The 15,307-nt window shown below is 72.8% G+C and carries 14 protein-coding genes and 1 pseudogene; 10 read left to right on the top strand and 5 right to left on the bottom strand.

The genetic code is table 11. The features are described 5' to 3' along the window. Positions 1-59: 59 nt before the first annotated feature. Positions 60-1,313, top strand: a pseudogene (locus ABZT03_RS30320) (alpha-L-fucosidase); the annotation flags it as partial. Positions 1,314-1,383: 70 nt separating this feature from the next. On the opposite strand, the gene ABZT03_RS30315 reads toward ABZT03_RS30320, so the two are convergent. Both ABZT03_RS30315 and ABZT03_RS30310 read right to left on the bottom strand, forming a co-directional pair. Next, on the bottom strand, positions 1,384-3,069 hold the full coding sequence (locus ABZT03_RS30315; protein ID WP_356045224.1) for a carbohydrate binding domain-containing protein: 1,686 nt from the start codon (positions 3,067-3,069) through the stop codon (positions 1,384-1,386). Positions 3,070-3,197: 128 nt separating this feature from the next. After that, complete coding sequence (locus tag ABZT03_RS30310) at positions 3,198-4,349, bottom strand: ATP-grasp domain-containing protein (protein ID WP_356045221.1); 1,152 nt, start codon at positions 4,347-4,349, stop codon at positions 3,198-3,200. A 387-nt stretch (positions 4,350-4,736) separates the two neighbouring features. On the opposite strand from ABZT03_RS30310, the gene ABZT03_RS30305 reads away from it, so the two are divergent. Next, positions 4,737-5,597, top strand: a complete 861-nt coding sequence (locus tag ABZT03_RS30305; protein ID WP_356045281.1) for a metallophosphoesterase — start codon at positions 4,737-4,739, stop codon at positions 5,595-5,597. Further along, complete coding sequence (locus ABZT03_RS30300) at positions 5,594-6,274, top strand: 4'-phosphopantetheinyl transferase superfamily protein (RefSeq protein ID WP_356045219.1); 681 nt, start codon at positions 5,594-5,596, stop codon at positions 6,272-6,274. The genes ABZT03_RS30305 and ABZT03_RS30300 overlap by 4 nt, the downstream gene beginning before the upstream one ends. A gap of 248 nt (positions 6,275-6,522) precedes the next feature. Here ABZT03_RS30300 and ABZT03_RS30295 read toward each other — a convergent pair whose 3' ends face one another. After that, on the bottom strand, positions 6,523-6,756 hold the full coding sequence (locus tag ABZT03_RS30295; RefSeq protein ID WP_356045216.1) for a hypothetical protein: 234 nt from the start codon (positions 6,754-6,756) through the stop codon (positions 6,523-6,525). 344 nt (positions 6,757-7,100) lie between these two features. Here ABZT03_RS30295 and ABZT03_RS30290 point away from each other — a divergent pair, with 344 nt between their 5' ends. Further along, complete coding sequence (locus ABZT03_RS30290) at positions 7,101-8,060, top strand: alpha/beta hydrolase (protein WP_356045279.1); 960 nt, start codon at positions 7,101-7,103, stop codon at positions 8,058-8,060. A gap of 54 nt (positions 8,061-8,114) precedes the next feature. On the opposite strand, the gene ABZT03_RS30285 is transcribed toward ABZT03_RS30290, so the two are convergent. Both ABZT03_RS30285 and ABZT03_RS30280 read right to left on the bottom strand, forming a co-directional pair. Then, positions 8,115-8,645 carry a toxin-antitoxin system, toxin component gene (locus ABZT03_RS30285; protein WP_356045276.1) on the bottom strand — a complete coding sequence of 177 codons (531 nt, stop codon included), beginning with the start codon at positions 8,643-8,645 and terminating at the stop codon, positions 8,115-8,117. Positions 8,646-8,677: 32 nt separating this feature from the next. Beyond that, positions 8,678-9,328, bottom strand: a complete 651-nt coding sequence (locus ABZT03_RS30280) for a helix-turn-helix transcriptional regulator (protein ID WP_356045214.1) — start codon at positions 9,326-9,328, stop codon at positions 8,678-8,680. A gap of 228 nt (positions 9,329-9,556) precedes the next feature. Here ABZT03_RS30280 and ABZT03_RS30275 point away from each other — a divergent pair, with 228 nt between their 5' ends. The 6 genes from ABZT03_RS30275 to ABZT03_RS30250 all read left to right on the top strand — a co-directional run bounded on the left by ABZT03_RS30275 (position 9,557) and on the right by ABZT03_RS30250 (position 15,238). Next, entirely contained in the window at positions 9,557-10,228 is a 672-nt protein-coding gene (locus ABZT03_RS30275; protein ID WP_356045211.1) for a hypothetical protein, read from the top strand. Positions 10,229-10,437: 209 nt separating this feature from the next. Further along, complete coding sequence (locus tag ABZT03_RS30270) at positions 10,438-11,589, top strand: FAD-binding oxidoreductase (RefSeq protein WP_356045208.1); 1,152 nt, start codon at positions 10,438-10,440, stop codon at positions 11,587-11,589. Beyond that, positions 11,586-11,888, top strand: a complete 303-nt coding sequence (locus tag ABZT03_RS30265) for a (2Fe-2S)-binding protein (protein ID WP_356045205.1) — start codon at positions 11,586-11,588, stop codon at positions 11,886-11,888. Before ABZT03_RS30270 ends, ABZT03_RS30265 begins: the two co-directional genes overlap by 4 nt. Next, positions 11,881-13,290 carry an NAD(P)/FAD-dependent oxidoreductase gene (locus tag ABZT03_RS30260; protein ID WP_356045202.1) on the top strand — a complete coding sequence of 470 codons (1,410 nt, stop codon included), beginning with the start codon at positions 11,881-11,883 and terminating at the stop codon, positions 13,288-13,290. Before ABZT03_RS30265 ends, ABZT03_RS30260 begins: the two co-directional genes overlap by 8 nt. Beyond that, positions 13,287-14,177: a dihydrodipicolinate synthase family protein gene (locus ABZT03_RS30255; RefSeq protein ID WP_356045199.1), complete on the top strand. Its 891-nt coding sequence runs from the start codon at positions 13,287-13,289 to the stop codon at positions 14,175-14,177. Before ABZT03_RS30260 ends, ABZT03_RS30255 begins: the two co-directional genes overlap by 4 nt. Before the next feature lie 59 nt (positions 14,178-14,236). Continuing rightward, positions 14,237-15,238 carry a proline racemase family protein gene (locus tag ABZT03_RS30250; RefSeq protein WP_356045197.1) on the top strand — a complete coding sequence of 334 codons (1,002 nt, stop codon included), beginning with the start codon at positions 14,237-14,239 and terminating at the stop codon, positions 15,236-15,238. Positions 15,239-15,307 lie beyond the last annotated feature (69 nt).

Genomic DNA, 15,307 nt, shown 5'->3' with positions numbered 1-15,307 from the left:
ACGCGCCCTCCCGCCCCGGATGCCCCCCAGCCAAGTGCCCCACCCAGCCGAGGAGTTCAGCCATGCCCGTACAGCCGTGGTTCACCGACGCCAAGTTGGGGATCTTCGTCCACTGGGGGATCTACGCCGTCGACGGCGTCCAGGAGTCCTGGTCGTTCTACGACGGCGTCGTGCCGCACGAGCGGTACATGTCCCAGCTCGGCCGCTTCACCGGCGCCCGGTACGACCCGCGTGCCTGGGCCGACCTCTTCGCCCGGGCGGGCGCCAGGTACGCGGTCCTCACCAGCCGCCACCACGACGGCGTCGCCCTGTGGGACACCGCGTACGGCGACCTCCACCTGGGCCGGGACTACCTCACCGGCTATGCCGAGGCCCTGCGCGAGAGGGGTTTGAAGGTCGGCTTCTACTACTCGCACTCCGACTGGAACCACCCCGACTACGCCTCCACCCGCAAGCCGGGCCGGCCCCCGGAGCAGGCGGACAACCGTTACTCCGAGGTCGCCGCCGAGGACGAGGACCTGGACGCCTGGGAGCGGTTCATCGCCTACCGCGACGGCCAGGTGAGGGAACTCGCCTCGCGATACCGCCCCGACCTGATGTGGTTCGACGGCGAGTGGGAGCGCAGCGAGGAGCAGTGGCGGATACCCGAACTCGCCGCGCTCGTCCGCTCGTACGCGCCCGACGTCGTCTTCAACGCCCGCATGCTCAGTGAGGGCGACTACGCCACCCCCGAGCAGGGCGCTCCCATCGAACCACCGCCGGGACCCTGGGAGTTGTGCCTGACCATCAACGACTCGTGGGGCTACCAGCACGCCGACCACAACCACAAGTCGCTGAGCCAGCTGATCCGTTACTTCAGCGAGACGATCGGCGGGGGCGGCAACCTGCTCCTCGACGTCGGCCCGACGGAGGACGGCACCATCCCGCAGCCGCAGGTCGAGCGCCTCGAAGGTCTGGGGGAGTGGATCCGCAAGCACTCCGAGGCCGTGTACGGCACGGTCCGCGGGCTTCCGTCCGGGCACCACTACGGGCCCAGCACGCTGTCCGCCGACAGGCGCACCCTCTACCTCACCCTGTTCGACATCCCGCGCGCCGAGATCGGCATACGCGGTCTCGTCACGCCGGTCAGCCGGGTCACGGTGCTGGGCACCGGCACCCGGCTCGGCCACCGGGTCGTCGGCGGGCTGCACGAGGCCGTCGGGGTGCTGTTCGTCGACCCGCCCGCCGGGTCCGACCTCGACCCGCACGCCACCGTGCTCAAGGTCGAACTGGACGGGGAACTGGAGCTGTACCGCGGGTCGGGCCGGTTCTGAGGCCGTGCACCGCGGGCCGGCGTGGGGTGCCCGGCCGTGCACCCCACGCCTGCCGCGCCGCCGGTCCGGTTCAGCCGGTGAAGCCGGCCGTGATCGACGTGAACTGCCAGGTGTTCTGGTTGATGCCGGAGCAGTTGCTCACCACTCCGCCGCCCGCGCACGGCCGGTCACGGTTGACCGCCCAGTAGGCGAGACGGGCGATGTGGTGGCTGTTGGACCAGTCGCGGATCTGGGTCCAGATCGCCGGGGTGGTGTTCTCCTGCTGGTCGGACAGGCCGTTCATGCCGGAGATGCCGATGTGCGCGTAGGCGGTCGCGTCGTCCCAGCCGAAAGTCGACTTCAGCTTGGTCTTCAGGCCCTCCGCCGCGTTCACGGTGTTGCCGTACATGTCGGAGCCGCCGCCGAAGTCGAACGGCATGATCGTGAAGACGTCGATGCCGGCGTTCAGCGCCTTGGCCTGCTCGATGAGCCGGTTGCCCCAGTAGTTGGGTCCGGTCGTGCTGGTACCGAAGGTGACGATCGTCCGCAGGCCGGGGTTGTTGGCCTTGACCGTCTTCAGGGCGGTCAGGATGCGGTCCTGGACGGTGGCGTTCTCGAACTCGTCGGTGTTCTCGATGTCCATGTCGACGGCCTTCAGGCCGTAGGCGTCGATCACCTTCTGCAGGGCCCCGGCGAGCGCGCTCGCCGAGGAGCAGTTGGCGCCGAGCTTGCTGCCCTGCCAGCCGCCGAACGAGGGCACGACGTCACCGCCCGCGGAGCGGATCTGGTTGATGACGCTCTGGTCGGTGCCTCCGGTGAGGGGACGGGTGCTGTCCCAGGCCGGGTTGCAGCCGCCCGCGTCCAGCATGAAGGCCATCGTGAACCACTTGATCCCGGTCGAGCTCATCACCGAGCTCGCGCTCGGCGGATCACCCCAGCCGAGGTACAGGTACGGCGCGGCCTGCTTGAAGCCGGTGCCGCCGCCGGTGCCCGCGTCCGTGGTGACGCTCACGGAGTTGGAGGCAGACGAGGTGTTCCCGGCGGCGTCCCGCGCCTTCACGGTGAAGGAGTAGGCGGTGCTCGACGACAGTCCGCTGACCGTGGCGGTCGTACCGGAGACGCTCAGCACCTGGTTAGAGCCGCTGTAGACGTCGTACGCGGTGACTCCGACGTTGTCGGTGGAGGCGTTCCACGCGAGCGACACGCTGGAGGAGGTCTTCGCGGTGGACCTGAGGCTCGCGGGAGCCGTGGGTGCCTGGCTGTCCGAGCCGCCCCCGCCGCCGGGGCCGTCGAGGCTGACGTCGTCGGCGTAGTACGTGCCCTGCGCGTACCAGCCGTGGACGTAGACGGTGGCGCTGGTCTGGGACGCGCCGGTCGTGAAGGACACGCTCAACTGGCTGTAGGCGGCGGGGGAGGACGTCCAGGTGGAGGCGCCGCCGTCGACGCCGAGATAGACGTAGCTGCCGCGCACCCAGCCGGTGAGTTTGTACGCCGTGTTCGGCTGTACGGAGACGGTCTGGCTGCACTGGGCGTTGTCGCTCGAACTCACCGCTCCCGCGAGGGCCTTGGAGCCGCCGTGCACGGGTGAGGAGACGATCGAGCCGAGGTTGCCGGTGCAGGACCAGGGGGAGAGGCTCCCGGACTCGAAGCCGGGGTTGGGCAGCACGTTGGCCGCCTGGGCGGTGCCGGGCAGGGCGATGGCTCCGGCGAGTGCGAGTGCGGCGGAGCCGAGGAGGGCCAGAAGCCGACGTCCGGGACGTCTGAGTGGGTTGCGCACGCGGTCTCCCTGAAGAATGGGGGTGTTCGGGAGTGCAGGGAAGTGCAGAACGATGCGCAACCAAGTTGGTATGGACCAATCCGGGTGTCAAGAGTTGACGTCGAATTGGTCCATACCGGTGAGAGTCTTCAGAAGGGCAGAGCCTCCGCGGCCTTGGCGACGGAGTCGACCGGAGCCGGTTCGGCCGCCGCGGGCGAGGGCGCCGGCACGGCCGGCAGCAGCGGCTCCGTGTCGTCGATCCGCTGGTGCGGGACGGACACCGGCCGCAGCGGACGCGCCCCGGACACCACCGTGTAGTCCTGGCCGAGGAACGGCGGAGTGATCTCACCCGGATCGTCACCGAGCGCCAACTGCACTGCCAACCAAGGGGCGTTGATGCCGCACAGTGACAGTTGGTGCAGGCCGCCCGCCGGTCGCGTGTTGACGTCCATCAGGACGGGCGTCTCGCCGAACATCCGGAACTGGATGTTCGACAGGTAGTGCAGCCCGAAGCCCTCCGCGATCCGGCGCGCCGGCTCCAGCCACTGCTCGTGCAGGGTGAACCCGCGGCGCCGGCCGTTCTTGGTGCGGCCCACGGCCAGCCGGACGCGGTTGTCGGGACCGGTGAGGCAGTCCACCGACACCTCCGGCTGCTCCAGCCGCGGCATCACCAGCCAGTCCACCTGCTCCTCGGCCTGCCGCAGCGCCTCCACGGCCACGTCCAGCGGGACGTAGGGGCTCGGGAAGCCGTTGAAGTGCGCGAGCGAGAACGGGGCACGCGTGATGATCCGGAAGCCCACCCCGCCCGCGCCGGACGCCGGCTTGAAGCACGCCTTGTGCCCGCCCGCCTCCAACTCCTCGACGGCGGACACGAGTTCGTCCGCGGTGCGCACCCGCCACCAGGGCGGGACGGGCCCGCCGATGGCCTTGACGGCCTCGTAGGCGATGACCTTGTCGTGGAAGACGGCCACGGCCTCCGGCGGCGGCGCGAGCAGCGCCGTACCGGCCGCCGCGAAATCGGCGCGGTGCGCCACGATCGCCGTCTGGTGCAGCCGGGGCACGAACACGTCGATGCCGCGACGGGTGCACTGGTCCAGCGCGTACTCCACGTACGCGGCCGGGGACAGGCCCTCCGGCTCCAGGTCGGCGGTGTCCGCGGCGGCCAGCACGGGGGAGTCCGCGTCGCCGTGCGTGGCATGGATCTCGACGGCCCGGTCGCTGGGATTTCTCCGCAGCTGATCCATGAAGAACACGTTCTCCGCGTACGTGCGGTTGAGCCAGACGCGTACGCGAGAGACCATGCAGGCCGTCCTTTCAGGTTCACGGGCACGGCGAAGCAGGCCGTGCCCGGCCAGGTGGTATGGAGGGACACCGAACCGCCCCGTGCGAGGGACAGGCGTGGCGGAGGTGTTGGGGCGATCATACGGCTTCCCGGGGGTGCGCCGTGCAACGTGCGTGTTACGGATTTTACGATCATGTCCAGCCCCGGCCGGCGCCCGTGTCGCGGTCGCGATCACCGGGGCGGCGCGCACCGCGGCCGCCGGGCCGTCCGCACAGCCGCCGCCGGGCCGTCCGCACCGCTGTTCCCCGGGGCGCGACGGAGCGGCCGGGAGTGGCGGGGGGCCGCCTTGTACAAGCATCGTGGATGTGTTGTCGTGGTCCCATTCGTGCGCGCGGAGGGGGCGAAGGTGACGTCGACGGCCGGTGGTGCCGGACAGTTGCTGGCCATCAGCGACCTGCACATCGGGTACGAGGAGAACCGCGCCCTGGTCGAGAAGATGCGCCCCGGCTCCGACGACGACTGGCTGCTGGTGGCCGGTGACGTGGCGGAGACCGTGGCGGACATCCGCTGGGCCCTGGAGACGCTCGCGGGCCGCTTCCGCAGGGTGCTGTGGGTTCCCGGCAACCACGAGCTGTGGACCCACCCGAAGGACCCCGTCACCCTGCGCGGCCTGGCCCGCTACGAGCACCTCGTCGCCCTGTGCCGCGAACTCGGCGTGACCACGCCCGAGGACCCCTACCCCGTCTGGGAGGGCCCTGGCGGCCCGGTGGCCGTGGCACCGCTGTTCCTGCTGTACGACTACTCCTTCCTGCCGGCCGGCTGCGCGACCAAGGAGGAGGGGCTGGCGTACGCGCACGGGACAGGCGTCGTCTGCAACGACGAGTACCTGCTGCACCCCGATCCCTACCCGACCAGGGAGGACTGGTGCCGGGCCCGGGTCGAGGCGACCGCCCGCCGGCTCGCCGAGCTGCCCGGCGACCTGCCCACGGTCCTCGTCAACCACTATCCGCTGGACCGGCATCCGACGGACGTCCTGTGGTACCCCGAGTTCGCCATGTGGTGCGGCACCCGGCGGACCGCCGACTGGCACCGCCGCTTCCGCGTCGAGACGATGGTGTACGGCCATCTCCACATCCCGCGCACCACCTGGCACGAGGGCGTCCGCTTCGAGGAGGTCTCGGTGGGATACCCCCGCGAGTGGCGCAAGCGCCCCGAGCCACCGGGCCGGCTGCGCCGCATCCTGCCGAGCGAGGACCCGGACGCGTGATCCACGAACTCCTGCCGGACCTGGTGGTGACCGCGGAGGCCCACGGCGACGACGGCCCTCGGGAAGCCTTCCTGTACCCGCAGGAGGCGGCCGTCGTCGCCCAGGCGGTGCCGAAGCGGCGCCGTGAGTTCGCCGCCGTACGCGCGTGTGCCCGCCAGGCGATGGAGAAGCTCGGCGTGCCGCCGCAGCCCGTGCTGCCCGGAGAACGCGGCGCCCCGCGCTGGCCGGCCGGCCTGATCGGCAGCATGACCCACTGCGACGGCTACCGCGCCGCCGCCCTGGCCCGGTCCGCCGACCTCGCGGGGCTCGGCATCGACGCCGAACCCCATCTGCCGCTGCCCGAGGGCGTCCTGCCCACGGTGTCCCTGCCCGCCGAGGAGGACCGGCTGCGCCGCCTCGCCCGCCGGCATCCCCACGTCCACTTCGACCGGCTGCTGTTCAGCGCCAAGGAGTCCGTCTACAAGGCGTGGTTCCCGCTGACCGGGCTGTGGCTGGAGTTCACGGAGGCCGACATCGAGATCTCCGTGACCCCCGGCGAACGGCCCGGCGGCACCTTCCGCGCCGAACTCCTCATACCCGGCCCGCTCGTGGGCGGTCGGCGGCTCGGGTTCTTCGACGGCCGCTGGACCGTACGCCACGGCCTGGTGGCCACGGCCGTCACGGTGCCCCACCCCTGAACGCGGCGCGGCCCGGCCCGTTCCGCCGCCGCGCCACCGGCCGGACCGCCTGTCACGGCCCGGCTCGTTCCGCCGCGGTGCCACCGGCTGGAGCGCCCGCCACGTCGGCGCCCGTTCCGCCACCGGCCGGACCGCCCCGTCATGGCCCCGAGTGGACTGCCGTCGCGTCACCGCCTGGACCCCCCTCGTGCCACGGGCCGGCCGCCCCCTCGCGGTCCCGCCCGGACCGCCGTCGTGCCTGCGCCCGGTCAGCCTCCGGGGCAGCACACCTGGAGGAGGCGGAAGAACTCCTCCTCGTTGCCGGTCAGTCCCGCGTCGGCCAGGGCGCGTTCCGCCTCGGCCAGGACCGCCGGGGGGACGACGGGTGGTCGGCGGCCGGACGGCGGGCCGTCCACGTCGAAGGCGGCCCGCACCGTGTGCAGCAGCCGCAGATAGGCCTGCACGGCGGTGCGCTCGCGGTCGGTCAGTACGGTGGTCTGCATCGGTCGGCTCTCCCCGCGTCGGCGTCGTCGGTCACGCGCCCGGCGGCGCGCACGCCGCCGCACAGCGGTGGCGCACCTCCAGCTTGCCGCGCACCACTGACAATCCGGTCCGACGTCCCCCGGCCAGGGGAGCCCACGCGCCGCCCCGGGCGCTTAGCGGAGGTGAAACCTCACCGAAATCCGCCGGCCGACAGGGGCCCTACGCTGGAGTGAAGGGCTTTCGGCCGCTTTCCGCGGCCACGGAACGGGAGGCGAGGCACGTGGTCGACGCCCCACGCCGGCACCGGGCGCACACCGTACGGCTGCGCCCGGTGGACGGCAGGAAGACCGAGCTGCGCCATCGCATGGTGCACGGCTACCGCCGCGCCTACCGGATGGCCGGCCAGGGCCCCGCGCTCGTGCTGATCCACGGTATCGGCGACTCCTCCGCCACCTGGGCCGAGTTGATCCCCGACCTCGCCCGCACCCACACCGTGATCGCCCCCGACCTGCTCGGCCACGGCGACTCCGGCAAGCCGCGCGCGGACTACTCGGTGGCCGCGTACGCGAACGGGGTCCGCGACCTGCTCACCACCCTCGGCATCGAGTCGGCGACCCTCGTCGGGCACTCGCTGGGCGGTGGGGTGGCCATGCAGTTCGCCTACCAGTTCCCCGAGCGCACCGAGCGGCTCATCCTGGTCAGCGCGGGCGGTGTGGGCCGGGAGGTCAACCCCGTTCTGCGGCTGGTGTCGCTGCCGGGCGCCCATCTGATGCTGTCCGCGCTGCGGTTGCCGGGCATGCGCTTCCAGGTGGGCTTGGTGGCACGCCTGCTGAAGCTCCTGGACACCGACCTCGGCCAGGACGCACCGGAGTTGCTCACCCTGGTGGACGCGCTGCCCGACGAGACCTCCCGCAACGCCTTCATCCGCACCCTGCGCGCGGTCGTCGACTGGCGAGGTCAGGTCGTGACGATGCTGGACCGCTGCTATCTGACCGAGGGCATGCCGACCATGCTGCTGTGGGGCGACCGGGACTCCGTGGTGCCGGTGCGGCACGCGTACGGCGCGCGCGACGCGATGCCGGGCAGCCGCCTGGAGATCTTCGAGGGCGCGGGCCACTTCCCGTTCCACACCGATCCCGCCCGCTTCGTCGCGCTGGTCGAGGAGTTCACCGGTACGACCGCGCCGGCCGACTGGAGCCGCGAGCACTGGCGCGACCTGCTGCGCGACGGCCGCCCCGGCGATCCGGCGGGCCGCTCGGGCGCGGGAACCAGGCGTGCGACGCGGCGTGATCTGCGGGAGGCGAGCGAACGCAGCGCGACCTGAGGGGAGGTGAGGGCGGGCGAGGGGGCGGAGTCGGACGGGCCTGTGCGGTTTCGCTCAGCCCTTCGGGCCCAGGTATCCAAGCGACGCCTCGATGCGCCCCGCCAGGTGGTCGCGCTGCACCGGACCGCGCAGGGCGGAACCGGCGAGCCAGGTACGGCACTTGCTGGCGAGCAGCAGACCGAAGCTCTCGGCCTCCCGCTCGTCGGCGAGGTCGAAGCGGCTGCGTGCGGCGACCCTGAGCACGGTCGCCTGCAGGTCCGCCTCGTCGTCCAGTAAGCGCGCCGCGACCGCGGCCCCGGCGACGTGATGGCCGCAGTGCCCGGCCTTCATGTGCCACAGCTCGTGACCGAGGATCACCAACTGGTGGTCGGGGGCGGTGCGTTCCTCGATCACCACGAGGTCCTGGTCGGCCATGTCGAGCCACAGTCCGCTGGCGGTCCCTGCCGGGAAGGCGGCCGTACGGAAGCGGACGGGCCGGCCGCGGCGTCTGCTCATCGCGGCGCACAGCGCGCCGTACAGCTCGGCGGGCGGGGCCGGCGCGGGCAGGGTCAGCTCCGCGACCAGCTCGCCGCACAGACGGCGCATTTCCTTGCCGATGCCCACAGTTCTCTCCCGGATCACGACTCTGGCCGCTTGACGCTCTCCAAGAGCATGTCCAGCCATTCCGCGACCTTGTCGCGGTGCTGGTCGGTGGGCAGCTGCGCGGCCCGCCAGGCGATCCCGCGGACGCCGTGGTCCTGCAACAGCCGCTCCAGCGGGTCCTCGGCGGGCTGGGCCGCCTCGCGCTCGGCGAGCCTCTGGAGGAGCTCCTGCTCGGTGCGCTGGAGGGCCCCGGCGAGCGCCTCGGGGTCCTCGGCCGTGAGGAACCCGGCGTGCACGCGGAAGAAGCGCTGGATGGCGTCGCAGTGCTCCATGGTGGGGCGCCGGTCGCCGTTGATGAGGGCGCCGGCCTGCTGCCGGGACATGCCCGCGCCGTCGGCTATCTCCTGCTGCGTGTACTTGCGCCGGTTGGGCTTCAGACGGGTGCGGCGCAGCAGGTCCAGGCGCTGGAGGAAGCGGGCCTGCACATCCGGTTCACCGGCGGGGCGGCCGCTCAGCAGGGCCTTGACCACGGGGTCCGGGACGCCGGAGGCGACGGACAGCCGGCCGATGTCGAAGATCTCCGCGTGCGGTACTCCGAGCCGGTCGGCGAGTGCGGTGACGCGGGCGACGACGCCCGGCAGCACAGCCGACGCCGCGTTGCCCGGACCTTCGAAGCCATCCGACACCGACAGATCTCCTACGTCTCTCACAGGCTTCTCACACCACACACACTTGCCGTGAACTTCCCGGAGAGTAGCGGGTGGTTCGAACTCACATCCAGGTCTCGCCACAACTGTGGCCAATTTCAGCCGTCAACAGGCATGAAATGCCACGATAGTTGACACCGATCGTGTCGGGGCAGCAGGATCAGGGCGCCGCGTGAAGGCCGCATAGGCAAGAGGGGTGACCTCCCGATGGCGCATCAGGCAGGAGGGCAGCGGTCCGCACCGCGGCCCGTCCCCGACACTCCCGAGGCCCAGGCCTACCTCCAGGACTACACCACCCTCCTGGCGGCGGTCCCCTTTCCCTCCGTGGTGCTCGACCACCGCTGGGACGTCGTGGTGACCAACACCGCTTTCGAGTCACTTTTCGGCGGCGTGGGCCCCCACCCGACGGCCATGCCCGGCGACAACTTCCTCCGCTTCGTCCTCTTCCATCCCGACGCCGGCTCCGTCCTCGGCGAGCACGAGTCGCGCTGGTGTCTGCCGATGCTGGCGCACTTCGCGGCCGCCGTGGAGCGCAACGCCGGCGACCACGGACTCCAGTCCATCCGCCGGGACATCGCCCAGGACCCGATCATGGAGGCCGCCTTCCGCCAGGGCCTGCCGCACTGGATCCGCGCGGTCGGTGAGCGGGCGGCGGAACTGGACGGCGCGGTCCGCCCGGTGCTGCATCCCGACCCGCGCTGGGGCGCCACCGACTGCCGGGTGGTCGACGAAACCCCCCGCACCCTGCGCGAGATGGGCTACACGAGGCTCACGCTGATCCTGCGTTCGGCCCGGCGCCCGTCGCCCGCCCCGCGCCGGCCGGGTCGCGCCCGCCGTGCCGCCGGCCATCTGAGCGTCGTGCCGTCCTCCGACGCGTAACGGCCCCGGTGCTTCCGGCTCCGTCGGCGTTCAGGTCGCCGACGGCGCCGGAGCCGTTTCCCCTGCCGAGGGCCCGGTGCCGGTGCTCGTCGTGGGCGAATGATCGCGGCTCTTCTTCCACGGTCCCGTCCCTCACCGGGCTGCCCCGACCCCGTCCCGGTCGTCCGCGCACCATGGTCACGAGCAGGGGTATGTGACATAGTACTGCCGTGAGTCAGTCTCTGACCTGCGATGTCGTGGTCGTCGGGGCCGGTATGGTCGGCGCCGCCTGCGCCTTCTACGCGGCCCGTGCCGGCCTGGACGTCGTCGTGGTGGACCGTGGCCCGGTCGCCGGCGGCACGACCGGCGCGGGGGAGGGGAACCTCCTCGTCTCCGACAAGGAACCCGGCCCGGAACTGGATCTCGCGCTCCTGTCGGCCCGGCTGTGGGGCCTGCTGGCGCGGGACTTCGGGCCCGCCGTCGAGTACGAGGCCAAGGGCGGACTGGTGGTGGCCACCTCGCCCGGATCGCTGACCGCCCTGGAGCGCTTCGCGGACGGCCAGCGTGCCGCCGGAGTCGCCGCCGAACCCGTCGACGCGGACGCCCTGTACGACCTCGAACCCCGGCTCGCCCCCGGCCTGCCCGGTGCCGTGCGCTATCCGCAGGACGGGCAGGTCATGCCCGCGCTCGCCGCCGCCGGTCTCCTGCGGGCCTCCGGGGCCCGCCTGTTCACCGGCCGCACCGTGACGGACGTACTGCGCACACCGGACGGGACGGTGCGCGCGGTGCGCACCGACCGGGGCGACATCCACGCTCCGGCCGTCGTCAACGCCGCCGGCACCTGGGGCGCGGACGTCGCGGCGCTCGCGGGCACCGCCCTGCCCGTCCTCCCGCGCCGCGGCTTCGTCCTGGTCACCGAACCCCTGCCGCGCTGGATCCACCACAAGGTGTACGCCGCCGAGTACGTCGCCGACGTGGCCAGCGACTCGGCCGCCCTCCAGACCTCACCGGTCGTCGAGGGCACGGCCGCCGGACCCGTCCTGATCGGCGCAAGCCGCGAACGGGTCGGCTTCGACCGGTCGTTCTCGCTGCCCGCCGTACGGGCCCTGGCGGCGGGCGCGACCGCCCTGTTCCCCTTCCTGGCCGAGGTCCGCGCCCTCCGCGGCTACCTCGGCTTCCGCCCCTACCTGCCCGACCACCTGCCGGCCGTCGGAGCCGACCCCCGGGTCCCCGGACTGCTGCACGCATGCGGGCACGAGGGCGCCGGCATCGGACTCGCCACCGGCACCGGGCACCTGATCGCGCAGCTCCTGACCCGGACACGACCCGACCTGGACCTGCGGCCGTTCAGGCCCGACCGGTTCACCGAGGAGGCGGCATGACGGACCCCGTCGACCCGACCCGGGCCGATCCCGGGGTGCCCTTCACGGTCACCCTCGACGGCCGGGACATCGAGGCGCTGCCCGGCCAGACGGTGGCGGCCGCGCTCTGGACGGCGGGTGTCACCGCCTGGCGCACGACCCGCCGCGAGGGCCGCCCGCGCGGGGTCCTCTGCGGGATCGGCGTCTGCTTCGACTGCCTGCTGACCGTCAACGGCCGCCCCAACCAACGCGCTTGTCTGGTGCCGCTGCGCCCGGGCGACGCGATCCGCACCCAGGAGGGAACGGGCCACGGTGACTGAACGACCGCACCTCGCCGTGATCGGCGCCGGCCCGGCGGGTCTCGCCGCGACCGTGGCCGCCGCCGCCCACGGCGTCCGCGTCACCCTGATCGACTCGGCGGCCGAGGCGGGCGGTCAGTTCTACCGGCAGCCGGCCGCCGCCCTGCGCGCCCGCCACCCCGAGTCCCCGCAGCACGGCGGGCGCACCTGGGAACGTCTCCGTGACGCCCTCCGGACCCACCAACAGGCGCGTACAGTAAGTCACTTGACGGACCATCACGTCTGGTTCATCGAGCCGCGCGACGCGGGCTTCACCGTGCACGCCCTGTTCGGCCCGGAGCAGGAGGACTCCGTCGGCGTGCGGGCCGACGCCGTCCTCCTGGCCACCGGCGGCTACGAGAAGGTGCTGCCGTTTCCCGGCTGGACCCTCCCCGGCGTCGTCACCGCGGGCGGCGCCCAGGCCATGCTCAAGGGCACCCTCGCGGTCTCCGGGCGCACCGCCGTGGTCGCCGGGACCGGCCCGCTGCTGCTGCCCGTGGCGACCGGCCTCGCCGCCGCCGGGGTCGAGATCGCCGCCCTCGTCGAGTCCGCCACGCCAGGGGCGTTCCTGAGGCGGGCCGCCGCGCTGTCGGCCCGCCCGGACAAGGCCGCCGAAGGCGCCGGGTACGCCCTCCGGCTGCTCCGGCACCGTGTCCCCACCCTCCTCGGCCACACCGTCACCGAGGCGCACGGCACCGCCCGGCTGGAGGCGGTGACGGTCGCCGCGCTCGACCGCGACGGACGTGCCCGTCCGGAAACACGGCGCCGCATCGCGTGCGACACACTCGCCACCGGCCACGGCATGCTCCCGCACACCGACCTCGCCGGAGGCCTCGGCTGCCGGCTGGAGGGGACACACGTCGGCGTCGACGCCGAGCAGCGCACCGACGTGCCCGGCGTGTGGGCCGCCGGCGAGAGCACCGGGATCGGCGGCGCGGCCCTCGCGCTGGCCGAGGGCCACATCGCCGGACGCTCCGCCGCCGCCCGGCTGCGCGGCACGGAACCGGACCCGCGCGCGTGGGCCGCCGCGGCGAGGGCCCGCACCCGGCTGCGCGCCTTCGCCACCACCCTCGACACCGTGTACGCGCCGCCCGCCCACTGGACCGAGCGGATCACCGACGACACCGTCGTGTGCCGCTGCGAGGAGGTCACCGGCGGGGCCGTCCGCGAGGCCGTCGAGCAGCTCGGGGCCGGCGACGTCCGCACCGTGAAACTCCTGACCCGGGCCGGCATGGGCTGGTGCCAGGGCCGGATGTGCGCACCGGCCGTCGCCGGCCTGGCCGGCTGCGAACCGCGCCCGGACAGAAGGCCGTTCGCCCGTCCCGTACCGCTCGGCGTCCTCGCCCGGGAACCCGCGCCCACCACCGAGGAAGGACCCTCATGACCGACCCCCGTCCCTGGCACGGCGTCCTCGTCGCCACCGCCCTGCCGCTGAACGACGACCTCTCCGTGAACCACGAGAAGTACGCCGAGCACTGCGCCTGGCTGGTCGCCAACGGGTGCGACGGCGTCGTCCCCAACGGCTCGCTCGGCGAGTACCAGGTGCTCACCGCCGAGGAACGCGCCAGGGTCGTCACGACGGCCGTCGCCGCGGTCGGCGGACGGCGCGTGCTGCCCGGCGTCGCCGCCTACGGTTCGGCCGAGAGCCGCCGCTGGGCCGAGCAGGCCCGCGACGCCGGCTGCCGCGCGGTGATGCTGCTGCCGCCCAACGCCTACCGGGCGGACGAGCGTTCGGTGCTCGCCCACTACGCGGAGGTCGCGCGGGCGGGCCTGCCGATCGTGGCGTACAACAACCCCGTCGACACCAAGGTCGACCTGGTGCCGGAACTCCTCGCGGAACTCCACGGCGAGGGCCACATCCACGCCGTGAAGGAGTTCTCCGGAGACGTCCGGCGCGCCTACCGCATCGCCGAACTCGCCCCGGAACTCGACCTCCTGATCGGCGCTGACGACGTGCTGCTGGAACTCGCGATCGCCGGCGCCAAGGGCTGGGTGGCCGGCTACCCCAACGCGCTGCCCGCCGCGAGCGTCGAGCTGTACCACGCGGCCGTCGACGGGGACCTGGACACGGCCCGGCGGCTGTACCGCCAACTGCATCCGCTGCTGCGCTGGGACTCCCAGGTCGAGTTCGTGCAGGCGATCAAGCTGTCCATGGACGTCGTCGGACGGCACGGCGGACCGGTCCGGCCACCCCGCATGCCGCTGCTGCCCGGCCAGGATGCCGCGATCCGGGCCGCCACCGAGAAGGCCGTCGCCGCGGGCCTCGCCTAGGGCCTGTACGGCCCCGAGGTACGTCATCCACCGCGCGGACCCACAAGGAGGCGGAGCCCATGCGCAGCTCACTCGTCCTGCACGCCGTCGACTCGCACACCGAGGGCATGCCCACCCGCGTGATCACCGGCGGGATCGGCACCGTCCCCGGCGCCACCATGAACGAACGGCGGCTGTACTTCCGCGAACACCGGGACGAAGTACGGCAGTTGCTGATGAACGAGCCGCGCGGGCACTCCGCGATGAGCGGCGCCGTGCTCCAGCCGCCGACCCGGCCCGACTGCGACTGGGGTGTTCTCTACATCGAGGTCTCCGGCTATCTGCCGATGTGCGGGCACGGCACCATCGGCGTCGCCACGGTCCTGGTGGAGACCGGCATGGTCGAGGTCGTCGAACCGGTCACCACCATCCGCCTCGACACCCCGGCGGGAGTGGTCGTCGCCGAGGTCGCCGTGGAGGGCGGAGCGGCGAAGGCGGTCACCCTGCACAACGTGCCGTCCTTCTCGGTGGGGCTCGACCGCACGGCGACGCTGCCCGACGGGCGGACGGTGACCTACGACCTCGCCTACGGCGGCAACTTCTACGCCATCCTGCCGCTGGCTCGGTTCGGGCTGCCCTTCGACCGCTCCCGCAAGGACGACATCCTGGCCGCCGGGCTCGCGCTGATGGACGCCGTCAACGCGCAGGACGAACCCGTCCATCCGCTGGACCCGTCCATCCGCGGCTGCCACCACGTCCACCTGTACGCGCCCGGGGCGAGCGCCCGGCACTCCCGGCACGCGATGGCGATCCACCCCGGCTGGTTCGACCGGTCGCCCTGCGGCACCGGGACCAGTGCGCGCATGGCGCAACTGCATGCGCGGGGCGAACTCCCCCTGCACACCGAGTTCGTCAACGAGTCCTTCATCGGCACCCGGTTCACCGGACGCCTGCTGGGCACCACCGAGGTCGCGGGCCGGCCCGCGGTGCTGCCCAGTTTCACCGGCCGGGCCTGGATCACCGGCACCGCCCAGTACCTGCTGGACCCCGACGACCCCTTCCCGGCCGGGTTCGTGCTCTAGTGCCGTGACCGGAAGGGTTTGCCGGGAAGCTCGCGGCGTCCGGTGCGGTGCTCCCCCAGCCTTCGGCTG

This window comes from Streptomyces sp. NPDC005574 (genome assembly GCF_040605435.1).
Lineage (GTDB): Bacteria > Actinomycetota > Actinomycetes > Streptomycetales > Streptomycetaceae > Streptomyces.
Note: the sequence above shows the minus strand (reverse complement) of the source record. Positions and strands in the feature narration are given on the sequence as shown.